The organism is Streptomyces sp. MMG1121 (genome assembly GCF_001280015.1).
GTDB lineage: Bacteria > Actinomycetota > Actinomycetes > Streptomycetales > Streptomycetaceae > Streptomyces.
The window spans coordinates 120,644-144,788 of record NZ_LGDV01000190.1; the positions used below are offsets into that span (position 1 = coordinate 120,644).

Below are 24,145 nucleotides of genomic sequence, written 5' to 3' on the forward strand. Positions count from 1 at the left end.
GAGCCGAGGACATGCCGCTGGCTATGCTCCCCGCATGTCCTCGACTCACACAGACCTGCCTGCCCGGAAGCCTCGGGAAGCGGCCGCGCCGGTGGACCGTCCGACCGCCTTGGCCAAGGCCCGGGTTCTCTTCACCGACTCGGCCGGCCGGGTACTGCTCGTGCGTCTGTGCTCCGTGGCGGCCCGGCCCCACTGGGGCCTGCCGGGCGGGACCGTGGAGGCAGGTTCCGAGACACCGCGTGACGCGGCCGTCCGTGAGATACGGGAGGAGCTCGCGTTGCCCTGCTCACCCGGGCGGCTGCTGAGCGTCGACTGGGTACGCCGTCCCGACGATCTTCCCCGTATGGTCCACGTCTTCGACGGCGGACAGCTGGACGAGCGCGACCTGGCCCGGATCCGTCTCGACGAGACCGAGTTGGGCGAATGGCGCATGTGCGCGCCCGAGGAGGCCCGGCAGCTCATGTCCCCGCAGAGCTGGGGGCAGCTCAAGGAGTCACTGACCGCTCGGGCGGCGGGACGCGGTCCTGCGGAACTGGTGGACGGGACACCGGTGGCCCACTGACGCCGGAAGTCTCCTGGTCCGTGCGGTTGCTGTCGGCGGTCTCCTGGTCCGGGCGGCTGGTGCAGGCAGCCTCGCGGCCCGGGCCCCGAGCGCGGCCCGGCCCGGACGGCCGACCGCGGGCCGACGGGGGTGCAGTGGTTACCCGTCCATAAACCTTGTGGTCAGAAGCTTGACACCTGCGTTTATGATCGGCGCGGCGTATGGCTGCGGCGGGGGTCCTGCGGAAGGGGCACGGTAGATGCACGCGGTGGACGGGGGCATGGACACCGGGGGTTCGGGGACGCTTTCGGCGTTCCTGGGGCTGTCCGACCGTCTGCTGGACGTGTACCGGGCCCTGGTCGGCTACCCCCGCTGGGGTGTCTCCGAGGTCGCCGATCACCTCGGGACCACCGAGACCGACGTGCGGGCCTGCCTCGACGAGCTGGCCGAGTTGTCGATGTTGTACGCCCCCGGGCACGCGTCACAGCCGGTCATACTCAACCCGGAGATCGGCCTGACCGCTCTGCTGAACCGGCGGGAGAGCGAGATCCACGCGCAGCAGGCAAAGCTCGCCGCGGCCCGTACGGAGGCCGCCGAGCTGCTGGCCGTCTACTCCGCCCATCAGCAGCAGCACGGGGGCAACACCGGTCTGGAGCAGCTCAACGAGATCTCCTCGGTCCGGGCCAAGCTGGTCGAACTGGCCGGACAGGCACGGGCGGAGCTGCTGTCCTTCACGCCGGGCGGGGCGCAGAGCCAGGAGGCGCTGGACGCGAGCCGGCCACTGGACGAGAAGAGCCTTGCCTCGGGCATCCGGATCCGCACGCTGTACCTCGACAGCGTGCGGAACGACCGGGCCACCACCGAGTACGCCCGCTGGCTGGCGGGGCTCGGCGGCGAGATCAGGACCATCCCGTCACTGCCGATCCGGATGCTGGTGGTGGACCGGTCCGTGGCGCTGCTGCCCATGGACCCGAAGGACAGCAGGGCCGGGGCGGTCATCGTGCGCGCGCCCGGGGTGCTGGCCGCTCTGGTGCACCTCTTCGAAACGGTCTGGCAGCAGGCACAGTCGCTGGACGGGGTACGGCCCTGCGCGCCCGACGAACCGACGCCCCAGGAGCTGGAACTGCTGAAGCTGCTGGAGCTGGGCAGCACGGACGAGGTGGCCGCCCGCAAGCTCGGGGTCTCGCTGCGCACCGTACGCCGCATGATGGCGGACCTCATGGGACGGCTGGGTGCGCGCAGCCGCTTCGAGGCGGGGGTGCTGGCGACCCGGGCGGGCTGGGTCTGACCACGACTCTGGCCGTCCCCTGCCATGGCAGTTACCGGCCTCGCGGCGGACCGTCCCGGAGGCCTCGGCGTGCCACCATGTGCTGTCATGTACGCAGTCCATCTTCGGCTTGCCGTCCCCGGGCCCGCGCGGAGCCCTCTGGACATCCATGACGTCACCCGTGAACTCACGGCGTCCTCGGATTTCTTTGTCCAGCATGTCTACGCGCCTAGATCGCATGAATTCGGACTTAGTGGAGTGCTCTTCGTCATGGGTCCGTCCGTGCGGGCCGCCGGCGAGCGAATCGTGGCGGCTGTCCGGAATGTGCTGATAGATCGCAGGATAGGTATTGAACTCGTCATTTCCGCAGATCCCCGGTTCGCCGGGCTGTGTGACGCGACGATCCGCATGACGGCGCCCTCGGAAATCCGGCATCCGGCTCCGGACGCAATGGCACCTTGATGCAGGGGCAACTTCAGGCCACCCGAGATCTCTGGAGCACCGCCCGGTCCGTGTGTCACCTTTGCTGCGCCGCCGTTCGGTGAATTCTCGGAGAACAAAGCGGATCGCTTGCCTCCGGAAAGCCGACTCGTGGCGAATCCACAGCCCATCGGTAACCCCGTAGAGGATTTTGATGCTTACGCGCTGTCTGACCGCCCTGTCCTGTGCCGCGGCCCTGCTCGGCGCCACCTTGCTGGCCGGTTCGGCGCTCGAGTCCGCTGCGGCCGAAATGCACGCCGATCAGGCGTCCGTCAAGGTCACCGTCCTGAGCAGCTGGGGCTGGGACTGACCGGGGCGACAGCCACCGCAAGCCGTCCAGCCCCCGCGCCTGAGGAACATCCATGCATCGAGCCGTCGGCGATCCGGACCGCCCTTCGCCGAAGTGTCCGGCCGGCCACCACCGGTCCGCGGCGGATCCCTGGGATGCGCCGGCCCCGGGACTGTGCCGCACGTGCCGGGAGGAACTCGCGGCGGCACTCGTGGAACTGCCGCGGTACCACCGCGAACTGCTGGACCTGGTCGTACCGGTGACACCACAGCGGTACGAGCGCGTCAGCGGAAGCCGGAGCACGGGATTCCTTCTCAAGGAGGAGACCGTGGCGCTCCGCGGCAGCATCACCGGGGTCCTGGCCGGCTGGGCCGGCGCCGTCACCGACGCCGTCCGTGGGCCGGCGCCCGACCGTGCGCCGGGGCCGCTGGCGGCCTTCCTCCTCCGGCATCTCGATCTGCTCGCCGTCCATCCGGCCGCGGCCGAGGCGGCCGAGGAGATCGGCGCCCTGGCGGCCCGGGCGCGCCGGGCGCTCGCCCCGCCGCAGGTGCCTCGCCTCACGCTCGGGCCCTGTGCGAGCCCCGGCTGCGACAGCACGGTGGAGGCCACGACGCTCACCACGGCCGCTACGGAGACGGGCAACGGCCGCGGCGCCGTGCGCTGTGCGTCCGGCCACGCCTGGCAGGCCTCCGAGTGGCTGGCCCTGCGCCGGGCGCTGACGGGGACCGCGGACCGGCCGGCCCAGCGGCCCCGCACCCTGCCCACCAAGCTCGCCGCCCATGCGGCCGGGGTCTCCGAAGCGACGGTCCGCAAATGGGCCAGCCGCGGAAAACTGACCCGATACGGAAGCCTTTCCCGAGCCGAGTACGACGTGGACGAACTCACTGCGCTGGCTTCTCGATAATTCCATAAAGAAGGCTTCCGAAGCTTCGCCAAAGGTCCTCTCGCCGTAATTGTGCGCGCGAAAGGGCCCTTCTGGCGTTTCCTTTTTCATGGGATTCAATCATTTTCACGAGATGTTTGACAGTGCCGCGCGAAAGTGTCACGCTCTTGCCGGCGGAAGAAGTGTGTGGTTTTTCAGCCACGGCCTGTCCCCTTCTCCGGCACGGCATCCACGTGCCTTCGCGGACAAGGGCCTCTTCTTTTTCCTTCCGCTGACACCCGTCCACTCGCCATTGAGGCAGGGTTCATGGTCATTGACGCGGACGACGCCATCGCGAACTCCCTGGCAGCGATCGGCAGGGCCCGTACGGCATGGGAGAACCGACCTCGCGCCGTCTCTCCCGAAGCCGCATACGAGGAGTTCCTGACGTACCTGAGAAGAAACGTTCCTTTCTATCGTGGGCTCGCCCCCGGGGCCGAGCCGCCCCTCGTCGGCCGGGCCGAACACCAGACGGACGGTGACCGGTTCCGGCCACACGGCGCCCCACCCCCGGCCCACTGGCTCTCCTCCAGTGGCACCACGGGAGCGCCGTTGCGGGCCACGCTGGACGAGGCGGCCTGGTACGCCGTCAACTACCACTTCTTCGCGCAGATCCGCGAACTGGCCGGCCTGCCCGCGGCCGCGTTCCGCCGCGCCGAGCCGGCGGTCCTGTTCGTCAGCAACAAGCCGGGCCGTCCCAGCTTCGTACGTCCCCTGCCGTCCCTGAACGACGGTCTCTACCTGCGGCTGCAACTCCCCGCCGCGGCACAGGCCACCCGCGCCCTCTTCGAGAAGTTCCGCGCCCCGGTCCTCTACGGCAAGCCGACCTATCTGCTCGACCTGCGCACGGCCCTGCTCGACCAGGGCCTGGAAAGGGCTCCCTGGTCGCCGCGCGTGCTGCTCGTCAGCGGCGAACCGCTCCATCCCGACGACCGCGAACGGCTCACCGACTACTTCGGGGCGCCCGTGGTCGACGCGCTGGCCTCGACCGAGGGCGGGCTGATCGCCGCGACGCCGCCGGACGAGGCGGAGTACCGCGTGCTGGCCGAAAACGTGCGCCTCGAAGTCCTCGACGCGAGCGGCCGGACCGCACCGTCCGGGCAGGGCGAACTGGTGCTCACCAACCTCGTCAACCGCAGCACCGCCTTCGCCCGCTACCGCACCGGCGACCACGCCGGACTGCGCACCGCGCCGGACGGCACCCAGCGGCTGACCCGGCTGCGCGGCCGGGAGCCGGAGACGGTGGACTTCCGTTCCCGGACCCTGTCGGCGGACGAGGTGACGCGGGCCATCGGCTTCCTGCCGCACCTCGCCGACTTCCGCTTCACCGCGGGCGAGCGGGAGCGCACGCTCCTGCTCTGGTCCGCCGAGATCACCTGCACCGATCCGGTGGCCCTGGCCCGCTCCCTGCGTCACGCCGTGACCGACCTCCTGCCCGACGAGGACGTCGAGCTGCGGCGCTGCGACCGCATCACCCCGCCCGGCGGGAAGAAGCGCCGATTCGCGCTCTGACCCGGCCCGGCCGACCTCACGACCTCACCCCTACCTAGGCGGAGATCCCTCATGACCCTCGATCTGACCTGGACCGGCAACCACTTCCTGGATCCGCGGGAGCAGTCCGAGCGGATGAGGTCGGCCACCGCATCGCTCGACGTCACCACCCGGGGCGACGTCTGGAGCCGTGAGGTCGCCGCCGCCGTGGCCGGACACTTCGACGTACCCGCGCCGTTCGTCCGCGTCGGCGCGGGCGCCACCCAGCTCATCGACACCCTGTTGCGCAGCGCCCGGCCGGGCCTCGTGGTGGACGTCACCCCGAACTTCCACCTCACCGCCACCGTCTCCCGGCAGCAGGGCTGGGACTACCGCAGCGTCCCGGTGCGCGAGTCGGAGGAACTGCTGCCCGCCCTTGCCCCGTATCTGGACCGGCCCGAGGCGATCACCGTGCTGTGCTCGCCGCGAAACCCCCTGGGCTACCAGTTCGACCTGGAGACCATCACCACGCTGCTGAGCCGCGCCCGTGGACTGGTGGTCCTCGACGAGGTGTACGCCGACTTCGCCCCGGACACCGCGCTGCGTCTGGTCTCGCGCTTCCCCCACCTCGTGGTGATGCGCACCTTCTCCAAGGCCTGGGGCATGGCCGACCTGCGCATCGGCTTCGCCGTCTCCCAGATGTTCGCCCGGGACGACTTCCCGTTCTGGCTCATGCCCAACAGTGTCTCCGGCGTGGCCCAGCAGACGGCCCTGCACCTGCTCGGCCGGCCGGAGGCCGTACGGGAGAGCATCGAACGGACCCAGGTGTGCCGGCACCGGCTCGTCGCCGGCCTGGAGCGGATCGAGGGGCTGCGGGTCTGGCCCTCGGACGCCAACTACGTCTGCCTGGAGACCCCGTACGCCGAGGCCGTCGTGGCCGAGCTGCGGGAGGCCGGCTACACCACCCGCCTCCTGCACGACCTCAGGGACTACCCGGCCGACTGGCCGGCCGGCGTGCGGATCAGCGTGGCGCCCGAGTCCGAGACCGACGCCCTCGTGCGGTGCGTCGCCCGGGCCCACGCGGCCGCGGACCGGACGGCACGGACGGCTCCGTGAGCGGGGCCGAGGTCAACGGGCCGCCCGCGCTCAGCGCCGACGGCCGGTTCGCGGCCTGGCTGAACAGCGGCGTCACCGCCCCCCGGCTGGTGCTGTACGACGTGACGGAACGCCGTGAGCTGCACCGCGCCCACGTCGGCGCGGCGCGCTGCCGGGCCTTCACCTGGACGCACCTGCCCGGCGTCGGCCTGGCCGAGGCGGATGCCGACGGAACCGAGAACTGGTCGCTGTTCCTGGTCCGCTTCGACTCCGGGACCTGGCAGCCGCTCGGGGACGGTTCGACCGCGCGGATGCGGATCGCGGGACTGTCCGAACAGCGGCCCGACACCGTGGTGGTCTCGGTCGACGGCCGGGCCCCCGGCCACCGCGACTACCTGCGGATCTCACTGCGCACCGGCGCGACGAGCCCGGTGCTGCGCGCCAGCGGCCACGCCGCCGTGTACTTCGACCGCGCCCTGCGCCCCCGGCTCGCCGAGACCGTGCTCGCGGACGGCTCGCGTGCGCTGCGGCACCTCACCGCGGCGGGCGAGGACGCCGGCAGCTGTCTGCACATTCCGCACGAAGAGGCGCTCACCTCGCGTGTCGTGCGCTTCGGCGGCGATCCCGAGCGGCTGTACATGGTCCTCGCGGACGGGCCCGACGGCGTACGACTGGCCGAACTCGACTGCCGTCCGGGACGGCCCGCGCGGCTGCTGCGCACCCTGCACCGTGTCACGCACGGCGACTGCACCGGGGTCCTCTTCGACGAGGACGCGCAGGCTCCGGACCTGGTCCAGGTGGAGCGGGCCCGGTCGGAGTGCGTACCGCTGGGCGGGCGGTGGGCGTCCACGGTCGAGCGGCTGCGCGAGGACCTCGGCACCGAACCGACGGTCCTGGAGCGCCGCGCCGGACGCTGGCTGGTCGCCGCGCACCGTCCCGAGCGCGATGTGCACTACGCGGTCCACGACACCGTGAGCGGACAGACCCGGCCGCTCAGCCGCGCCCGGCCGGCCCAGGCGCCGCTCCCGGTGGAGTGCGCGCCGGCCATGGCCGCGCTGCGCGGCGGCGGGCGTGCCGTCACCTATGTGACCCGCCCGGCGGGTGCCCGGGGACCCGGTCCGGCGGTGCTGCTGGTGCACGGCGGGCCGTGGCGCCGTAGCCGCTGGCGGTACGCCGAGCGCAGGGCCTGGCTCGCCGCTCGCGGCTACACGGTGATCGAGCCCAACTTCCGTGGTTCCACCGGCTTCGGAGCGGCCTGGGTCAACGCCGCCGACCGGCAGTGGGGCGCCGCCATGCAGGACGACCTGGAGGACGCCCTGGACTGGGCGGTGGCCGAGGGGCTCGCCGACCCGGCCCGGACCGCCCTGCTGGGCGGTAGCTACGGCGGCTACGCCGTGCTCCAGCTGGCCGCGACCACCCGGCGCCCGCTGGCCGGCGTGATCGCCACCTCGCCGCTGACGGACCTGGTGCGCTTCCTCGAGGAGCCGCCCGACTTCTGGCGGTCGGCGGCCCCGATGCTGCACCGCCGGATCGGCGACCCCGCGGACCCCGGGCAGCGGGCGGCTCTCGAAGCGGCCTCCCCGGTGAACCGGCCGGAGGGCTTCGCGTGCCCGGTGCTGCTGGTCCACGGCGCCACCGACAGCCGCGTACCGGCCGACATGGCGACCCGTATGTTCCTGGCCCTGGCGCGGGCCGACCGCGACGCCGTGCTCGCGCTCTTCCCCGATGAGGGCCACGAGGTGGTGACCGCCGGCAACCGGGCCGCACTGCACGCACTGCTGGACCGGTACCTCACCCGCTGGCTGGGGCCCGCGGACGGTCCGGGCGAGCCGCCGGACCCGGCCGCCGACACCACGCTGAAGCTCTTCGAATCCCCCCGGGCGGCCCGCCGGAGCGCGGCCGGCCGGAACCCGAAACTTGGAGTGCACCATGGCCATTCACCTGACGCGCAGTAACGCCCTGCTGCTGCTGACGCCGAAGACGGGCAGCACCTGGATCCGCCGGAAGATCAGGGAACTCGGTCTCGCCTTCGAGGACGTGGGCGACCCGGCGATGCGCGAGCACGACCTGCTCGCCGACTTCGACCGGTCCCGGTACAGCTGCGTCGGGGCGTTCGTGCGCGACCCGCTGGAGTGGTACCGCTCGTACTGGTCCTACCGCATGGAGAAGGGCTGGCGTCCGCAGTACCCGCTGGACGAGCACTGCCAGAGCGAGGACTTCGAGACCTTCGTCCGCCGTGCCGTGACCGTCCTGCCGGGCGCCCTGGGCAACATCTACACCTCGTACGTGGGAGCCCCGGGCGAGGAGGTCGACTTCATCGGCAGACAGGAGAACCTCGCCGAGGACTTCGCCCGCTTCCTGGAACTGGCCGGCGAGACGTTCGACCGCGCGGTGCTCACCGAGGGCAGCCGCGTGAACGCGACGACGATCCGGCCCGACTACCCGGAGGAACTGAAGGAGCTGATCACCCTCTCCGAGTGGGAGACCATGGGCCGCTTCGGCTATCTCGCCGGACGTCCCGACCCCATCGGGCTGGCCGAGATCCAGGCCCGGTACCCCGAGGCCGCGGGCGATCTGCGACTGCTGGCGCTGTGGACCGAGAAGATCCACTGGGCGCCCGACGACAAGAAGCGGGAGGCCGGCCGTCCCGTCCCCGCCGAGACCCGGTGGGCACGCGTCAACAGCAACTACGCGCTGTTCGCCGAGCACAAGAAGCAGGACCCGGAGTACGCCGGTGAGCGCTACCGCGCCGCGCTGCGTCTGGATCCGGCGCATCCGCGGACCCTGTGCAACCACGCCCTGTACGTGGCCCAGCACGAGGGCGACACCGCCGAGGCCCGCCGGCTGATGCTGCGCGCCCTGACGGTGCGCCCCCAACACCCGTACACCCTGGGCAAGTTGGCCTGGCTGACCGCCGAACGGCTCGACGACCCCGAGCTGGCCGAGGTCCTGTACCGGCAGAGCCTCGCGGCCAACGGCGGCCAGGACGAGCTGCGTGCCGAGTTCGCCGGCTTCCTGGCCGGGCGGGACCGCACGCAGGAGGCGCTGGCCCTGCTGGGGCCCGCGGCCGAGAGTGCCACGGCCGACCGTATGACGCTGCTCACCCATGCCTCTTTGCTGGCTCGCGCGGGCCGGCTGGCCGAAGCCCGCGACTTCCAGCGGCGTGCGACGGACGCGGCGGCCTGACCCAGAGTCCGGCGGGCCCCGTCCCCTTCCCCACGGGGGGCGGTACCGCCCCCACCATCCACACGCCTGAGGAGGCAACGGACCATGCCCACGGTGCACCCGCTCGCGCAGGTCATCCAGGACGAACACGTCGGCGCGGCCGGCCGGACGGTCGTGGAGATCGCGGCCGACGCCCGCGCGGCGATGGAGAAGAACCGGATCTGCCTGATCCGCGACTTCCCCCTCGACCCCGACCGCTACCTCTCCTTCCTCGGCCACTTCGGTGAGCCGCTGATGAACTACTCCTCGCTCAGCGAGCTGGCGAAGACCGACCCGCACCCGCAGATCAACCGGGTGAAGTACAAGAAGAAGGCCGCCGGCGCCCAGTCGGTGCACTACGTCGCCGGCGGTCTGCGCCCGCACTCCGCGCGCTCCTGGCGCTCCCCGCGCCCCTCCCACTTCGCGATGCTGATGGTCGAGCCCGGCTGGCGCGAGGTGCCGGCCGGCGAACGCGGCGAGTCCGTCGTGGTCGGCTGGAACGACCTGTTCACCCGGCTCGCCGAGCGCGACGGCGAGGTCTTCCAGAGGCACTTCGCCCGGCTGACGGGCACGCCGCTGAGCTTCCAGGCGAACAACGTCCGCGAGGAAGTAAGCAGCCTGCCGCTGCTGTACCCGCTGGCGGACGCCCGCGGCCCGTACGACGTGGGCGTCCGGCTCAAGCAGGATCTGGGCGACAAGGTGGAGGGCATCCGCGAGCAGATCCCGGAGTTCGAGGAGTACCGGGAGTCCCTGCACTACCTGCTCCAGGCGAGCGCCGACGAGCAGTTCCACGCCTGCTTCCCCCTGGAGAGCGGCGACCTGCTGCTGCTCGACAACCACCGGTTCGCGCACGGCCGGCTCAAGATCGTCGGCGAGTACGTCGTCGACGGCGAGTCCCGCACCAACAACCGTGAGCTGTGGAGCGTCACGGTCAGCTGAGGACTCGTCCCTCATCATCCGTCGTGGAAAAGGAGACCGACCCATGAGCAGTTCCGAGAACGACCCCGGCGCACCGGCCGCCCCGCAGGACGAGAGCGCCGACCTGGTCGCCGCCTGTGCCGAACTGCAGGGCGAACTCGAGGCGTTGATGGGGCAGTCCGGCCCCGACGCGGCCGCCCGGTCGCTGGACACCGCCGTCGCCTCCCTCAAGGAGGTGGAGCAGCGCAACGTCTCGTCGGTCCAGCTGGTCGCCCTGGCCGAAGGCTGACCCGACCGGGCCACCCCTGTCCCTCCCCCCGGGGACCCCGCCCGCCCCGCCGCCCTCCCGGCGGGGCGGGCACCGCGACCGGTACGCGCCGCACCCACCGGGAGGCCCGCCTACACTGTCGGCGCTTCGCACCCAGCTGATCACCAAGGAAGTCGGTCACGTCATGTCACTCACCGGGAAGCACGTTCTCTCCAGCGACCTCTTCGACCGGGAGGAACTGGAGCGGCTCTTCGCGCTGGCGGACCTGCTGACCCCGGTGGCCCGGGGACGCCAGGTCGCCCGGGTGCTGGAAGGCGCCGTGATGGCGAGTCTGTTCTTCGAGGCCAGCACCCGCACCCGGCTCAGCTGCGAGTCCGCGTTCCTGCGCCTGGGCGGCGGGGTGATCAGCAGTACCGGCGCCGAGATCATGTCCATAGCCAAGGGCGAGTCGCTGGCCGACACCAGCCGTGTGGTCAGCGGTTACTGCGACCTCGTCGTCATGCGCCACCCCGAGGAGGCCGCCGTCCACGAGTTCGCGGCGGCCACCCACGTACCCGTGATCAACGGCGGCAACGGGGCGGGCGAGCACCCGACCCAGGCCCTGCTGGACATGTTCACCCTGCACCAGGAGTTCGCCCGCTTCGGCCGCGGTCTGGACGGACGCCGGCTCGCCCTGGTCGGCGACCTGCGGCACGGCCGTACCGTGCATTCGCTCATGAAGCTGGTCACGCTGTACGAGGACCTGACCATCGTGTGTGTCGCCCCCGAGCCGCTCGGCATGCCCGTCGGCCTGCTGGAGCTGGCCGAGAGCCGCGGCCACCGGATCGAGCTGAGCGACCGGCCGGAGACCGGGCTGAAGGACGCCGACCTGGTGTACGCCACCCGTCTGCAGACCGAGCGCTTCGCCGACCGGCCGCTGCCCTACAGCGACGAGTTCCGCGTCGACCGGGCCCTGGTGAGCCGGGTCTGCCGGGAGGACGCGGTGATCATGCATCCGCTGCCCCGGGACAGCCGGCCCGGCTCCAACGACCTCGCGACCGACCTGAACCAGGACCCCCGGCTGGCGATCTTCCGGCAGACCGACGCCGGTATCCCCATGCGCATGGCGCTCTTCGCCTCGGTCCTCGGAGCCGCCGAGGCGGTGCCCGGCGCGCTGCGGCCCGCCGGCTGGTACCGGCCGGACTACACCGGCCCGGACGACGCGCCGTTCTACCGGAACGCTGCCCTCTGAGCCGGCGCGGATCCCCCGGGCGCTCCCCCCGCCCACCACCGCAGCGAACACTCCGACGACGCCGAAGCGGGCCGGTCACCACCGGCCCGCTTCGGCGTTCCCGGCCGCAGACGAGAGGAATGCCATGCAGGGCGCCACGTCCGAGGAGATCCGGGGAGGGGATTTCGCCGTGTACCGAAACCCCCTGGTCCTGGTCACCATGTCCGGCACCTTCGTGCTGAAGCTGGTCTCCTTCCTCTGCATACCGTTCATGACGATCTATCTGAGCAGGAACGTCGACGCACCGCCGTACGTCATCGGCATCATCGTCGGGCTCAACCAGATCGGCTCCCTCGGCGCCGGGTTCTTCAGCGGTGTCCTCGCCGACCGGGTGGGCAGGCGACGGGTGCTGCTGGTCGGCCAGTTCGGCACCGCCCTGGTGTTCCTGCTGTTCTTCCTGACCGCCACCTTCCTGCACGGATCCGCGGCCTTCCCCGTGCTGTTCGGCGTGCTCAACACCTGCTTCGGGGTCATGTCGGCCTTCTTCTGGCCCGTCACCCAGGTGCTGATGGCCGACAGCCTGCCCAAGGAGCGCCGGCCGACGGTGTTCCGCCACCGCTATGTGCTGACCAACTGCGCCGTGGCCGTCGGACCGCCCGCCGGAGCCTTCCTCGGGATCGCCTCCGACCGCGCCGCCTTCGTCATCTCGGGGTGCTGCTACCTGGCCTTCGCGGTCGGCTTCTGGCGGCTCACGCGGAACACCGCCTTCGCCCGGACGGCCGAGCGGTCCGACCAGTCCGAGCGCCGGAGCTTCACCGAGGCGCTCAGGGTGCTGGGCACCGACCGGGTGTTCCGCGGCCTGACGGTCTCGATGATCCTCTTCGCCCTCGCCTACTGCCAGATCGAGACGAATCTCTCCGCGATCGTCAGCGGCCGGTTCGCCGACGGCGTGCGGTTCTTCTCGGTGCTGCTCACCGTGAACGCGATCGCGGTCATCGTGCTGCAGCCGCCCGCCACGGCCATCGCCAAGAGGATCGGCTCCCGCCGGACCATCCTGCTGGGCAACGCGCTGTTCGCGCTGGTGTGCCTGGTGTTCTTCTGCGTCGCGCTCGGCCGGGCCGGCCTGGTCACCCTCGTGGTCCTGGTGAGCCTGGCCGAGGTGCTGGTGGTGCCCACCGCCAGCGTGGTGGTCGACGAGCTGGCGCCCGCCGACATGCGGGCCACCTACTTCGGCGCGTCCACGCTGCGCAACCTCGGCCTCGGAGCCGGACCGGCCACCGGAGGACTCCTGCTGTCGGCGTTCGGCAGTGCGCAGCTCTTCCTCTTCATGGGCTTGTGCGGCGTGGCCGCCTGGGCCGTCGTCCACCTCACCCTCAAGGAGAAACCCGTTGCGGATCCTGGTCCTGCACCAGAACCTGTTTGACCGGCTCGGGTACGAGCGGGCCATCGACCACTCGGCGCACGACGTCACCTATGCGGGCGCACCCGAATACCTCGACAACATCCCCTCTCGCATCCGGTGCGAGAAGGTCTCCTGGGACCCCGCGCGGCCCGTCGCCGACCAGCTGCGTCCGCTGCTGGCAGCCCAGGAGCCGTACGACCGGATCCTCGCCCGGCACGAACAGCTGATCACCCCGGCCGCCGAACTGCGCGCCGAGTTCGGCATCCCCGGCATGCTGCCGGAGGTCGCCCGGAACTTCCGCGACAAGGTGGCGATGAAGCGCTCCGTGGGCGCCGCCGGCTTCCGGGTGCCGCGCTATCTGCCGGCGGATCTGCTCGGCACCGAACCGGCTCCCCGCGCGCCCTGGCAGGGTCCGACCATCGTCAAGCCCCGCGACGAGGGCGGCAGCCAGGGCGTGCGGCTCTTCGCGTCCGTCGCCGAGGCGTGGCAGTTCGCGCGCACCCAACAGGAGCTGGAGGGCGAGGAGTTCGCTTCGCGTTTCGAACTGGAGGAATACGTCGAGGGGCCGATCTGGCACGTCGACGGCTATCTCTTCCAGGGCGAGGCCGTCGTCGTCGAGACCTCCCGGTACATCGGCACACCGCTGCGGTTCGAGAACGGCGAGCCGGTGGGTTCCGTCCAGCTCGACCACCCGGAGCTGGCCGACTGGGCGGTCCGCTGTGTCCGTGCCCTGGGCGGCGAGACGCTCACCTTCCACCTCGAAGCGATCATGACCGCGGACGGACCCGTCTTCATGGAAGTGGCCGCGCGCTGCGGCGGCGGTTACATCGTGCAGGCCACCGAACGCCGCACCGGCGTCCATCTCCACACCCTCGACATGGCCTCGGACGTGGAGGGTGCCCTGGCCACCCGGCTGACCGGCCCGGCACGCCCGGACCTGCACCACGGCTTCTTCCTCTTCCCGGGCCATGTGCACCAGGGCGCCGCCCTCACCGTACGGGTCGCCGACGGGCTGCTCCAGGACCCGTCGGTCATCGGCCACCACCTGGCCGCCCCGGGCACGGCCAGCCGGCGCAAGCACTCCTACCGGCCCGAACACCTCCCCCTGTCCGGGATGGTGGCGGGCCGCGACCCCGCCGGGCTGGAGCGCTGGATCGAGCGGCTGTTCGCCACCACGACCGTCGTCGCCGAGGGGGATACCTCCCGCGCCTACGACGGGACGGGGTGCGCCCCCGACGATCACGAGCTGGCCCATCGGCTGGCCGAGGAGGCGGGCGCGCTGCTGCTCGCGCTCCGCTCCGAGTCCGCCTCGGACGACCCCGGCCCGCTGCGGAAACTCGGCGACTCCCGCTCGCACGCGTTCCTGGCGGCGGAACTGGCCCGGCACCGCCCCTCGGACGCCGTCCTGTCCGAGGAGGGTGTGGCGGACCCCGCGCGGCTCACCGCCGACCGGGTCTGGATCGTGGATCCGCTCGACGGGACCCGCGAGTTCGCCGAGCCCGGACGCGACGACTGGGCCGTGCACGTCGCCCTGTGGTCCCGTGGCCGGCTGGTGGCCGGCGCCGTGGCCCTCCCGGCCCAGGGCATCACCCTGTCCACCGCGCGATCCCACCCCGGCCCGGCCGACGACGCGGCGGCTCTGCCCGTCCTCGGCAGCCGGACCCGTCCGCCCGCGTTCCTGCCCAGGGTCGCCGAGCGGATCGGCGCCGAACTGGCCGGCATGGGGTCGGCCGGTGCCAAGACGGCGGCCGTGCTGCTCGGGCGGGCACGGGCCTATGTGCACGCGGGCGGCCAGTACGAGTGGGACTCGGCGGCACCGGCCGCCGTCGCCCTCGCCGCCGGCCTGCACGTCTCCCGCCTGGACGGCTCGGCCCCGCGTTACAACCAGGCCGACCCCTACCTGCCCGACCTGCTGGTCTGTCGGACCGGTGACGCCCCGCGGCTGCTGGCCGCGATCCGCCGGGAGACGGATGCCGGGACCGCGACGGAGGACAGCCCGTGAACCCCGCCCCGCACCACGCTCCCGTGCACGGGTCCCGTACGGCCCCGAAGGGCGCCACCGTGTGGCTCACCGGTCTGCCCAGCGCCGGCAAGACCACCCTGGCCACAGCCCTGGCCGAGCGGTTGCGCGGCGAGGGCCACCGGACGGACGTGCTCGACGGCGACGAGATCCGCGCGTTCCTCTCCAAGGGCCTGGGGTTCAGCCGGGAGGACCGCTACACCAACGTGACCCGGATCGGTTTCGTCGCCCAGAAGATCGCCGCGCACGGCGTTCTCGTCCTGGTTCCCGTGATCGCCCCCTACGCCGAAGCCCGGGCGGCGGTGCGCACCCGGCACCTGGCCGCCGCGACCCCGTTCCTCGAAGTGCACGTCGCCACCCCGCTCGACGTCTGCTCCGAGCGGGACGTGAAGGGCCTGTACGCCCGGCAGGCCGCGGGCGAGATCCACCACCTGACCGGCGTCGACGACCCCTACGAGGTGCCGAAGACGCCTGATCTGCGGCTGCGTACCGACGGCCGGACCATCGCCGAGTCCGTCGCCGAGCTGCACCGACTGCTCACCCAGAAGGGACTGGCATGACGACCGTGACGCATGCCCCCGTGCTCCGACCCACCCACCTGGACACGCTGGAGGCGGAATCGGTCCACATCCTCCGCGAAGTGGCCGGCGAGTTCGAACGCCCGGTGATCCTCTTCTCCGGCGGCAAGGACTCCATCGTGATGCTGCACCTCGCGCTGAAGGCCTTCTGGCCGGCGCCGGTGCCGTTCTCGCTGCTGCACGTGGACACCGGCCACAACTTCCCCGAGGTCCTCGCCCACCGCGACCGCGTCGTCGCCGAGCACCGGCTGACCCTGCACGTGGCCCGCGTCCAGGACTTCCTCGACGACGGCCGGCTCACCGAGCGGCCCGACGGCACCCGCAACCCGCTGCAGACCGTGCCCCTGCTCGACGCCATCGAGCGCCACCGCTTCGACGCGGTGTGCGGAGGCGGCCGGCGCGACGAGGAGAAGGCGCGCGCCAAGGAACGGGTGTTCTCGCTGCGCGACGAGTTCGGGGCCTGGGACCCGCGCCGGCAGCGCCCGGAGCTGTGGGACCTCTACAACGGCCGGCACGCCCCCGGCGAGCACGTCCGGGTGTTCCCGCTGTCCAACTGGACCGAGCTGGACGTGTGGCAGTACATCGAGCGGGAGGAGACCGAGCTGCCCGGCATCTACTTCGCCCACGAGCGGCAGGTCTTCGCCCGCGCCGGCATGTGGCTCACACCCGGCACCTGGGGCGGGCCGAAGGACGGCGAGCGCGTCGAGACCCGGTTGGTCCGCTACCGCACCGTCGGCGACATGTCCTGCACCGGAGCGGTCGACTCCGGGGCGGCGACCGTCACCGAGGTGATCGCCGAGATCGCCGCCAGCCGGCTCACCGAGCGCGGCGCCACCCGGGCGGACGACAAGCTCTCCGAGGCCGCCATGGAAGACCGCAAGCGCGAGGGGTACTTCTGATGAGCATCACCACCGAGCGTCCCACCGGGCAGCACACGGCGCTGCTGCGCTTCGCCACCGCCGGATCCGTCGACGACGGCAAGTCCACCCTGGTCGGGAGGCTGCTGCACGACTCCAAGTCGGTCCTCGCCGACCAGCTGGAGGCGGTCGAGGCGGCCTCGCGGCGGCGCGGGCAGACCGGCCCCGACCTGGCCCTGCTGACCGACGGCCTGCGCGCCGAACGCGAACAGGGCATCACCATCGACGTGGCCTACCGCTACTTCGCCACGCCCCGCCGCCGCTTCATCCTCGCCGATACCCCGGGCCACGTGCAGTACACCCGCAACATGGTCACCGGTGCCTCCACCGCCGACCTGGCCGTCGTGCTGGTGGACGCCCGCAACGGCGTGCTGGAGCAGACCCGCAGGCACGCCGCCGTGGCCGCCCTGCTGCGCGTGCCGCACGTGGTGCTCGCCGTGAACAAGATGGACCTCGTCGGCTACGACGAGGCCGTGTTCGCCCGGATCGCCGAGGAGTTCACGGCGTACGCGACCCGGCTCGGCCTCGACGCCGTCGTCGCCGTCCCCCTCTCGGCCCTCGTCGGCGACAACGTCGTGGAACCCTCCACCCGCATGGACTGGTACGCCGGACCGACCCTCCTGGAGCACCTGGAGACGGTGCACACCGCACCGGACCCGGCCGGCGTCCCGGCCCGCCTCCCGGTCCAGTACGTGATCCGGCCGCAGCACGGCGAGTTCCGCGACTACCGCGGCTACGCCGGGCGGCTGGCCTCCGGGGAGCTGAGGACCGGCGACACCGTGACCGTGCTGCCGTCCGGCCGTACGGGCACCGTCTGCGGCATCGACGCACTGGGCACCGTCACCGACCGGGCAGCGGCCGGCCAGTCGGTCACCGTACGGCTCGCCGAGGACCTCGACATCTCGCGCGGTGACCTGCTCGTGGCGGACCCGCCGCCCCGTCTGACCCGTGACGTCGAGGCGACGGTGTGCCATCTGCACGAACGCCCCCTGCGCGAGGGCGACAAGGTGCTGGTCAAACACACCACGCGCACGGTGCGGGCGGTGGTCCGCGAGATCCGCCGGCGGATCGACATCGACACGCTCGACGGTCATCGCGCCGACGAGGGGCTGTCGGTCAACGACATCGGACACATCGTGCTGCGCACCGCGGAACCGCTGGCGCTCGATGCCTACACGGACAACCGGACCACGGGCTCCTTCCTCCTGGTCGACCCGGCCGACGGAACCACACGCACGGCCGGCATGGCCGGTGTCCTCCTCGAAAGGCGACCACAGGATGACTGACCTCGATCTGTTCCGGAGCCTGGCCGGGATCGTGACGCTGCTGCTGGCGGCGCATCTGACGGGCCGGCTCTTCGCCCGCTTCCGCCAGCCCCCGGTGATCGGTGAGATCACCGGGGGTCTGCTTTTCGGCCCGTCCCTGTTCGGGCTCCTCGCCCCGCACGCGCAGGAGTGGCTCTTCCCGAAGACGGGCCCGGCCGCCTCCGGCCTGTCCCTGGTCTACCAACTCGGCACGCTGCTCCTGATGTTCCTCGCCGGCGTCCAGATGCGCTCGGTGTTCTCCCGCCGGGACAGCCGCACGGTGGGGATCGTCGCCGTGGTCGGCATGGGCGTGCCGTTCGCCCTCGGACTGGCGCTGGTCTCGGTCGTGGACGTGTCCGGGCTGGAGGGGACGGCCGGCAACCGCACCGCGCTGATCCTGATCCTGGCCTGTGCCGTGGCCGTCACCAGCATCCCGGTGATCTCGCGCATCATGATCGACCTCGGCATCATCGGCACCGCCTTCGCCCGCGTCGTGCTGTCGGTGGCCGTCCTGGAGGACATCGCCCTCAACGTCGTCATCGCGATCGCGCTCGGCATCGTGCACGACGGCAAGCACGACGCCTTCGGAGCGGGGGAGTTGCTCGGCATCGGCTCGGGGGGCGCCGGTGTCGTCTACCACGCGCTGGTGTCGGTCGCCTTCCTCGGCCTGGCGGCCGCGGGCGGCGTGGCCTGGCGCAGGCTCGGCACCCGTGGCCGGGCCCCCGGTGCCGCCCTGCGGCCCACCCCGGTCGCCGTCCAGCTGGCCCTCGTACTCGCCGCCGCCGCGGTCTGCCTCTTCCTCGGCGTCACCCCCATGTACGGTGCCTTCGCCGTCGGGCTGGCGACGGGCTGGCGCGGCGCCGGGACGACCCGCGACCAGGACACCCAGGCGGTGCACGTCTTCGCGGCGAACTTCTTCATCCCGGTGTACTTCGCCGTGGTCGGCCTGAAGCTGGACCTGGTCCACTCCTTCGACCCCGTGCTGACCCTGCTCTTCCTTGTCTTCGCCTGCGCGGTCAAGGCGGGCAGTGTGTACGCGGGGGCGCGCTGGGCGCGGTGCACTCCGGTCAAGTCGCTCAACCTGGCCGTCGCCATGAACGCCCGGGGCGGCCCCGGCATCGTCCTGGCCACGTTGTCGTACGACGCCGGGATCATCGACGCGACGCTGTTCACCACGCTGGTGCTCCTCGCCGTCCTCACCTCGCTGATGGCGGGCGGCTGGCTGGAACGGGCGATCGCCCGCGGTCAGCTGGAGCGCACCGAACCGCTGCGGCCGGTGCCCGACGACCGGACCGCGGCCGCGGCCACCGTGGAGGCAGCGTGAGCACCGCGCCCGTCGTCTGCACCTGCCGCCCCGGCGCCACGCTGTGGCTCGCGGGACCGGTCCGACCCGCCGTCGCCGCCGAACTCGCGGACGTGCTGCGCACGCGTCACCACCGCCGGGTCGAGGTGCTGGCGCTGCCCGCCCCCGGCACCGGCGACCAGCTCTGCGAAGCCGACCGGAGCGCCGGGTCCGCGGTCCGGCGGGTCGGCATGATCGCCGAGATCCTGGCCCGCAACGGGATTCTCGCGCTGGTGATTCCCGCCGGAGCGGACACCGCGGACCCCGAGCCGGTGCGCACGGCGCGGGCCGAGGTCCGTGACCGGCACCGGCGCGCCGGCACCGCGTTCCTCGAGCCGCCGGCCCGCGACGACGCCACGCCCCCGACGGCCGGGTGGCTCCTCGCCCTGCTCGACGAGCACGGCCTGCTGCCACCCCGCTGACCGCTTCGCGGGCTCAGCCCTTCTTCCCGGGAGACCCCAACTCATGTTCGCGCACCTCGCCTTCGACTGCTCCGGCCGCTCGCCGCAGGAGATCGAAACGGCGGCCCTCGCCTCCGTCGCGGAGCACCGGCTCGCCTACCTCCGCAACTTCCCCGTGGACGTGGACCGGTACACCGCCCTGCTGTCGAGGCTCGGCGACCTCTGCCCCAATTACGCGGCCGGATCAACGAAGTCGGCGTACACGCTGCACGAGGCCGTCAACGTCGTACGCTGCCGGGCCCCGCACGCCGACGGACCCGAACGGGTCCAGGAGAAGGCCGGATCGCTGCCGATGCACTCGGGCCGCTCCTTCGCCCGGCGTCGCCCGCTGTTCCTGGCCATGCTGATGACCGACCCCGGCTGGCAGGACTTCGACCCCGGCCACAACGGCGAATCACTGATCGTGCGCTGGGGCGACGTCCTCGCCGAGCTGCGCACCCGCCACCCCGAGCACTGGGCGGAGGACCTGCGGCTGCTCACCGGACTGGCGATGAGCTTCCCCGCCTCGCACCTGGACGAGCCGCCGTCCGGACTGCCCTTCCTGTACCTGCCCGGCACCCCCCGCCGCACCCCCGTGGCCGACGACTGCGCGGCCCGCCTGCCGCAGAACCTGGACCGGCTGCGCAAGGCCGCCGAGTCCCTCGACGGCGGCGAGCGCTGGTTCGAGGCCGTCACCCGCTTCCAGCTGATCGCCAACGACCCCGCCGTACGGCACTCGTACGTCATGCGGTCCGGCGACCTCGTCGTCATCGACAACGACCGCTACGGCCACGGCCGCGAGGAGGTCGTGGCCGCGCGGGCGGACGGCGCCGGCGCGCAGTCGGTCAATCCCCGCACGATCTGGAGCGTCAACATCCAGTAGCCGCGGGCCGCCGCACCCGAGACATCCCCCTTCCCCTTTCACGGAACGAGACATGAGCACAGTCATCGCGAGCTGCACCCGTGGCGCCCAGGCACTCACCGAGCGGCCGACGGCCGTCGAGGGCACCGGGCGGGCCGGCGACCTGGTCATCGCCCGCGTCATCCGCGTGGGCGCCTATCCGCGGGTCGAGAACACACACGGCCGGGACGTCCGCATCCGACCCGGTGACGAGATCGTCGGCGTCCTCGGCGAGCGCCACTCCACCACGTCCATCTACGGCGGACTGCCCGAGGGCGGTCTGCCCGTCACCGCCGGTGCCCCCGCCGATCTCCTGGCGGTCGGCGGTGTGATCGGCACAGCGGCCTCCTCGCCGGCCTCGCTCGGCCCGGCGACCGCGCTGGAACTCGTCGGGCTCGCCGCCGACGGACAGGGCCGCGTGATCAGCCTGCGCCCCCGCACCGCGCCCTCGGCCCCCGCCACCCCGGTGGTGTTCGTGGGCGGCACCGCCGCCGAGGTCGGCAAGACCACCTTCGCCTCGGCCCTGGTCCACCAGCTGGCCGCCCGGCACGGGATGCGGGTGGGGGTCACCAAGCTCGCCGGCACGGGCCGGCTGCGCGACCTGCTGACGCTCGCCGACGCCGGGGCCCACTGCGCGGCCGACTTCGTCGACGCGGGCCTGGCCACCACCTACGGCCACCCGGCCGACACCGTGGTCGGTGCCGCCCGCCATCTCGTGGGCCGGCTCACCGAAGAGGGCGCCGAGATCGTCGTCGCCGAACTCGGCGGCGACCTGTGGGGCGCCGGCATCCCCGGCATCCTGCGCGACCCCGGTCTCGCGGCCGCTGCCCGCGCCCTGGTCCTGGTGCCCTCGGACACCATGGCCTCGCTCGGCGCGGACGCCTGGCTGACCCAGAACGGCATCACCATCCCGCCGGTCCACGGCGTGCCGCACCGCAATGTGCTGGCGGCCCGGGAACGCGTGGGCCGTGGCATGGGCGTCGAACTGGTCGACCCGCACGACGAGGACGACCTGGAGCGGCTCATCGCGGGCCTGCGCCAGCCCGTGGCGGCGGGCGCCCGGTGAGCGCCGGGCCGTCCCACCTGGTCCTGTTGCTGGGAGCCGGGGGCATCTCGCCGGACGCCGCGCTCGCCGCCGCCGGTGCCGTGACCACCGAGGTCAGCGTCGTCTGGTACCAGGGCGGCACGCCGGCCGCCACCGTGGAGCGCGTCCGGGAGCACTGGAAGCGGACCTTCGACGGCGCGTGGCTCACCACCGACGACCACCACCGCATCCCCGACCTGCTGGCGGACCTCCACCGGCGGCGGCCCGTCCATGGGGTGGCGACCTTCGGCGAGCCGCTGATCGTCGCCCAGGCCGAGGCCCAGCAGCGCCTCGGACTGCCCGGAAACCCGCCGGAGACGGTGCGCACGGCGCAGTCCAAGCTCGCCCAGCGGCGCCGGCTGCGCGAGGCCGGCGTCGAGCGGATCCGGTTCCGGGAGATCCGCGGCGAGGCGGACATCCCCGCGGCCGCCACCGAGGTGGGATTCCCCGCCGTGCTCAAGCCGGTGCACGGCGCGGCCAGCTTCCTGGTGACCAAGGTGGCGGACGAGGCCGAGCTGCGCCGCCGGCTGCGCGAGGCGCTCGCGGCGTACCGGGAGTCCCCGCTGTTCGACCCCGAACCGCTGTTCGTGCTGGAGCAGTTGCTGGTCGGCGACGCCTGGTACGAGGAACCCGGCTTCGGCGACTACGTCAGCGTCGAGTCGCTGGTCGAGGACGGCCGGATCACCCATGTGGCGATCACCGACAAGCTGCCGCTCGACGGGTTCGTGGAGACCGGCGACGTGATGCCCACCTCGCTGCCCGAGGCCCGGCGCCGGCAGGTGCTGGACCATGCCGGGCGGATCATCGAGGCGATGGGCATCCGCTGGGGCGCCACCCACCTGGAGTTGAAGCTCACCCCGGACGGACCGGCCTGCATCGAGCTCAACGCCCGGCTGGGCGGGCCGATCGGCCACCTTCTGCGGGCCGCCGGCGGCTCCGACATCGAGGCGGACATCATGCGTCTGGCGCTCGGCCGCCCCGCCGAGGGCCGCTACCCGTCCGTCCGGTACGCGCTCTACCGCTCCGTACCGCCCCCCAACGAGGCCGTGACCCTGGTCCGCCAGACCTCGCGCGAGGAACTGCTCGCGGCCTTCCCGCAGCTGGTGTTCTGCAAGACCCGCTTCGCGCCGGGCGCCGAGCTGCACCCGGACCGCCCCTACAACATCCTGACGTTCCTCGTCACCGGCGAGGACGTGCGGACCAGCCTGGACGCGGCCGAACGGGTCGTGGACAGCTACCGGGCCGAGTTCGCCCCGCTCGCCGCCGACGGCCGCCAGCCGTCCCCGGCCCCGACGTCCTGAACCGTCCGAACGCCCTGAACCATCCGAAACGGAAGGTGCCCATGCACACGTCCACCGTGGGCTCGACCACCGCCCGCGATCTGCTGCACAGCCTCGTCGACCACGGCTACCGCCTCGCCACGGGAGTGCCCTGCAGCCTGCTCAACGGCGCGTTCCGGCTGCTGGAGGAACCGGGCGACGACGCCCGCCTCGCCGCCCTGCGCTATGTGCCCGCCCCCCGTGAGGACAGCGCCGTCGGCATCGCCTCGGGCGCCGTGGTCGCCGGAGAACGGGCCGTGGTCCTGATGCAGAACTCCGGGCTCGGCTACTGCCTGAACGTCCTGACCTCGTTCAACCTCATCTACGACGTCCCGGTGCTGCTCGTCGTCAGCTGGCGCGGCCACGACGGCAACGACGCCGTCGAGCACGACGTGATCGGCGCCGAACTGCTGCGTCTGCTCGACCTGTTCGCGCTGCCGCACACCGTGCTGGACTCCGCCGATCCGGCCCGTTCCGTCTCCGAAGTCATCGACCGCATGGACCAGGAGCAGCGCTGCGGCGTGCTCATCGTCCGGGAAGGCATCTGATGTCCGCACAGCCGTTCCCTGCCGCGCCCGCGCTGAGCCTGACCGAGGTGGCCGGCGAGCTGCTCACCCGCCACCCGGACGCCGTCATCGTCTCCACGTGCGGTTTCACCAGCCGGGAGCTGTTCAACGCCGCCGACCGCCCGGAGAACTTCTACCTCGTCGGCTCCATGGGCATGGCCGCGCCCATCGCCCTCGGCGTCGCCCTAGCCCGGCCCGGCCGCACCGTCATCGCCCTGGACGGCGACGGCTCGCTGCTGATGAACCTCGGCGTCCTGCCGTTGATCGCCGCGTCCGATGCCGAGCTGCTGCACGTGGTCGTCGACAACGGCATGCACGAGAGCACCGGCGGTCAGCACACCGTCCAGCGCTCCGACTTCGTCGCCCTGGCACTGGCGTCCGGCTACCGCGACGCCGCACGCGTCGAGGACGGTGCCGCTCTGCGCGCGGTCCGCCTGACCACCGGTGAGGGGCCGGTTCTGCTGCACGCCCTGACGGCCCCGCGCACCGGCGGCCCCGGCCGCCGGGTGACCCACACCCCGCAGGAAATCGTCCAGCGCGTGCACGGTGCGCTCAACCCGCCCGTGGCAGCGGCGCCCGCAGCCTGATCGTGTCGTCAACTCCCTTCC

Annotated in this window: 23 protein-coding genes; all 23 read left to right on the top strand. The window is 72.3% G+C overall.

All coding sequences use genetic code 11. From position 1 onward, the window contains the following. Window positions 1-34 precede the first annotated feature (34 nt). The 23 genes from ADK64_RS20025 (at window position 35) to ADK64_RS20130 (ending at window position 24,124) form a co-directional block, all read left to right on the top strand. Window positions 35-562, top strand: a complete 528-nt coding sequence (locus ADK64_RS20025; protein WP_078992733.1) for an NUDIX domain-containing protein — start codon at window positions 35-37, stop codon at window positions 560-562. A gap of 238 nt (window positions 563-800) precedes the next feature. Next, window positions 801-1,829, top strand: a complete 1,029-nt coding sequence (locus ADK64_RS20030; RefSeq protein WP_234384644.1) for a LuxR C-terminal-related transcriptional regulator — start codon at window positions 801-803, stop codon at window positions 1,827-1,829. 613 nt (window positions 1,830-2,442) lie between these two features. Beyond that, a complete protein-coding gene (locus ADK64_RS46010; RefSeq protein WP_159046300.1) occupies window positions 2,443-2,598 on the top strand; it encodes a hypothetical protein in 156 nt (51 codons plus the stop codon). 52 nt (window positions 2,599-2,650) lie between these two features. Continuing rightward, the gene (locus ADK64_RS47445) at window positions 2,651-3,481 is read left to right on the top strand and encodes a hypothetical protein (RefSeq protein ID WP_234384645.1); all 831 of its coding nucleotides are present in this window, start codon (window positions 2,651-2,653) and stop codon (window positions 3,479-3,481) included. Window positions 3,482-3,766: 285 nt separating this feature from the next. Next, a complete protein-coding gene (locus tag ADK64_RS20040; RefSeq protein WP_107093023.1) occupies window positions 3,767-5,011 on the top strand; it encodes an AMP-binding protein in 1,245 nt (414 codons plus the stop codon). Between the two features lie 51 nt (window positions 5,012-5,062). Beyond that, window positions 5,063-6,085 (top strand): pyridoxal phosphate-dependent aminotransferase, encoded by a 1,023-nt coding sequence (locus ADK64_RS20045; protein ID WP_053660885.1) that lies wholly within the window; start codon window positions 5,063-5,065, stop codon window positions 6,083-6,085. Next, window positions 6,082-8,019, top strand: a complete 1,938-nt coding sequence (locus ADK64_RS20050) for an alpha/beta hydrolase family protein (protein WP_159046301.1) — start codon at window positions 6,082-6,084, stop codon at window positions 8,017-8,019. The genes ADK64_RS20045 and ADK64_RS20050 overlap by 4 nt, the downstream gene beginning before the upstream one ends. Continuing rightward, a complete protein-coding gene (locus ADK64_RS20055) occupies window positions 7,994-9,250 on the top strand; it encodes a hypothetical protein (RefSeq protein WP_053660888.1) in 1,257 nt (418 codons plus the stop codon). Before ADK64_RS20050 ends, ADK64_RS20055 begins: the two co-directional genes overlap by 26 nt. 84 nt (window positions 9,251-9,334) lie before the next feature. Next, complete coding sequence (locus ADK64_RS20060; RefSeq protein WP_053660890.1) at window positions 9,335-10,207, top strand: TauD/TfdA family dioxygenase; 873 nt, start codon at window positions 9,335-9,337, stop codon at window positions 10,205-10,207. Between the two features lie 43 nt (window positions 10,208-10,250). Next, on the top strand, window positions 10,251-10,475 hold the full coding sequence (locus tag ADK64_RS20065) for a hypothetical protein (protein ID WP_053660892.1): 225 nt from the start codon (window positions 10,251-10,253) through the stop codon (window positions 10,473-10,475). Window positions 10,476-10,638: 163 nt separating this feature from the next. Then, the gene (gene pyrB / locus ADK64_RS20070) at window positions 10,639-11,685 is read left to right on the top strand and encodes an aspartate carbamoyltransferase (protein WP_053660894.1); all 1,047 of its coding nucleotides are present in this window, start codon (window positions 10,639-10,641) and stop codon (window positions 11,683-11,685) included. 124 nt (window positions 11,686-11,809) lie between these two features. Then, window positions 11,810-13,087, top strand: coding sequence for an MFS transporter (locus ADK64_RS20075; RefSeq protein WP_053660896.1), 1,278 nt, complete (start codon window positions 11,810-11,812; stop codon window positions 13,085-13,087). Next, entirely contained in the window at window positions 13,053-15,068 is a 2,016-nt protein-coding gene (locus ADK64_RS45100; RefSeq protein WP_107093024.1) for an inositol monophosphatase family protein, read from the top strand. The genes ADK64_RS20075 and ADK64_RS45100 overlap by 35 nt, the downstream gene beginning before the upstream one ends. Continuing rightward, the gene (cysC, locus tag ADK64_RS20085; RefSeq protein WP_234384646.1) at window positions 15,065-15,646 is read left to right on the top strand and encodes an adenylyl-sulfate kinase; all 582 of its coding nucleotides are present in this window, start codon (window positions 15,065-15,067) and stop codon (window positions 15,644-15,646) included. The genes ADK64_RS45100 and cysC overlap by 4 nt, the downstream gene beginning before the upstream one ends. Continuing rightward, a complete protein-coding gene (cysD, locus tag ADK64_RS20090; RefSeq protein WP_053660899.1) occupies window positions 15,643-16,563 on the top strand; it encodes a sulfate adenylyltransferase subunit CysD in 921 nt (306 codons plus the stop codon). The genes cysC and cysD overlap by 4 nt, the downstream gene beginning before the upstream one ends. Further along, window positions 16,563-17,867, top strand: a complete 1,305-nt coding sequence (locus ADK64_RS20095) for a sulfate adenylyltransferase subunit 1 (RefSeq protein WP_053660901.1) — start codon at window positions 16,563-16,565, stop codon at window positions 17,865-17,867. Before cysD ends, ADK64_RS20095 begins: the two co-directional genes overlap by 1 nt. Further along, window positions 17,860-19,209, top strand: coding sequence for a cation:proton antiporter (locus tag ADK64_RS20100; RefSeq protein ID WP_053660903.1), 1,350 nt, complete (start codon window positions 17,860-17,862; stop codon window positions 19,207-19,209). The genes ADK64_RS20095 and ADK64_RS20100 overlap by 8 nt, the downstream gene beginning before the upstream one ends. Beyond that, on the top strand, window positions 19,206-19,649 hold the full coding sequence (locus ADK64_RS20105) for a hypothetical protein (protein WP_053660905.1): 444 nt from the start codon (window positions 19,206-19,208) through the stop codon (window positions 19,647-19,649). The genes ADK64_RS20100 and ADK64_RS20105 overlap by 4 nt, the downstream gene beginning before the upstream one ends. A gap of 43 nt (window positions 19,650-19,692) precedes the next feature. Continuing rightward, a complete protein-coding gene (locus ADK64_RS20110; RefSeq protein ID WP_053660907.1) occupies window positions 19,693-20,550 on the top strand; it encodes a TauD/TfdA family dioxygenase in 858 nt (285 codons plus the stop codon). Window positions 20,551-20,602: 52 nt separating this feature from the next. Further along, a complete protein-coding gene (locus tag ADK64_RS46015) occupies window positions 20,603-21,634 on the top strand; it encodes a hypothetical protein (RefSeq protein ID WP_053660909.1) in 1,032 nt (343 codons plus the stop codon). Then, a complete protein-coding gene (locus ADK64_RS20120) occupies window positions 21,631-22,953 on the top strand; it encodes an ATP-grasp domain-containing protein (RefSeq protein WP_053660911.1) in 1,323 nt (440 codons plus the stop codon). Before ADK64_RS46015 ends, ADK64_RS20120 begins: the two co-directional genes overlap by 4 nt. 41 nt (window positions 22,954-22,994) lie before the next feature. Beyond that, window positions 22,995-23,519, top strand: coding sequence for a thiamine pyrophosphate-binding protein (locus ADK64_RS20125; protein WP_053660913.1), 525 nt, complete (start codon window positions 22,995-22,997; stop codon window positions 23,517-23,519). Then, complete coding sequence (locus ADK64_RS20130; protein ID WP_053660915.1) at window positions 23,519-24,124, top strand: thiamine pyrophosphate-dependent enzyme; 606 nt, start codon at window positions 23,519-23,521, stop codon at window positions 24,122-24,124. The genes ADK64_RS20125 and ADK64_RS20130 overlap by 1 nt, the downstream gene beginning before the upstream one ends. Window positions 24,125-24,145 lie beyond the last annotated feature (21 nt).

Excerpts from the sequence above, each read along its gene's own strand:
- ADK64_RS20025 (WP_078992733.1), top strand. The coding sequence starts at position 35 with ATGTCCTCGACTCACACAGACCTGCCTGCCCGGAAGCCTCGGGAAGCG.
- ADK64_RS20030 (WP_234384644.1), top strand. The coding sequence starts at position 801 with ATGCACGCGGTGGACGGGGGCATGGACACCGGGGGTTCGGGGACGCTT.
- ADK64_RS46010 (WP_159046300.1), top strand. The coding sequence starts at position 2,443 with ATGCTTACGCGCTGTCTGACCGCCCTGTCCTGTGCCGCGGCCCTGCTC.
- ADK64_RS47445 (WP_234384645.1), top strand. The coding sequence starts at position 2,651 with ATGCATCGAGCCGTCGGCGATCCGGACCGCCCTTCGCCGAAGTGTCCG.
- ADK64_RS20040 (WP_107093023.1), top strand. The coding sequence starts at position 3,767 with ATGGTCATTGACGCGGACGACGCCATCGCGAACTCCCTGGCAGCGATC.
- ADK64_RS20045 (WP_053660885.1), top strand. The coding sequence starts at position 5,063 with ATGACCCTCGATCTGACCTGGACCGGCAACCACTTCCTGGATCCGCGG.
- ADK64_RS20055 (WP_053660888.1), top strand. The coding sequence starts at position 7,994 with ATGGCCATTCACCTGACGCGCAGTAACGCCCTGCTGCTGCTGACGCCG.
- ADK64_RS20060 (WP_053660890.1), top strand. The coding sequence starts at position 9,335 with ATGCCCACGGTGCACCCGCTCGCGCAGGTCATCCAGGACGAACACGTC.
- ADK64_RS20065 (WP_053660892.1), top strand. The coding sequence starts at position 10,251 with ATGAGCAGTTCCGAGAACGACCCCGGCGCACCGGCCGCCCCGCAGGAC.
- pyrB (WP_053660894.1), top strand. The coding sequence starts at position 10,639 with ATGTCACTCACCGGGAAGCACGTTCTCTCCAGCGACCTCTTCGACCGG.
- ADK64_RS20075 (WP_053660896.1), top strand. The coding sequence starts at position 11,810 with ATGCAGGGCGCCACGTCCGAGGAGATCCGGGGAGGGGATTTCGCCGTG.
- cysD (WP_053660899.1), top strand. The coding sequence starts at position 15,643 with ATGACGACCGTGACGCATGCCCCCGTGCTCCGACCCACCCACCTGGAC.
- ADK64_RS20095 (WP_053660901.1), top strand. The coding sequence starts at position 16,563 with ATGAGCATCACCACCGAGCGTCCCACCGGGCAGCACACGGCGCTGCTG.
- ADK64_RS20100 (WP_053660903.1), top strand. The coding sequence starts at position 17,860 with ATGACTGACCTCGATCTGTTCCGGAGCCTGGCCGGGATCGTGACGCTG.
- ADK64_RS20110 (WP_053660907.1), top strand. The coding sequence starts at position 19,693 with ATGTTCGCGCACCTCGCCTTCGACTGCTCCGGCCGCTCGCCGCAGGAG.
- ADK64_RS46015 (WP_053660909.1), top strand. The coding sequence starts at position 20,603 with ATGAGCACAGTCATCGCGAGCTGCACCCGTGGCGCCCAGGCACTCACC.
- ADK64_RS20125 (WP_053660913.1), top strand. The coding sequence starts at position 22,995 with ATGCACACGTCCACCGTGGGCTCGACCACCGCCCGCGATCTGCTGCAC.
- ADK64_RS20130 (WP_053660915.1), top strand. The coding sequence starts at position 23,519 with ATGTCCGCACAGCCGTTCCCTGCCGCGCCCGCGCTGAGCCTGACCGAG.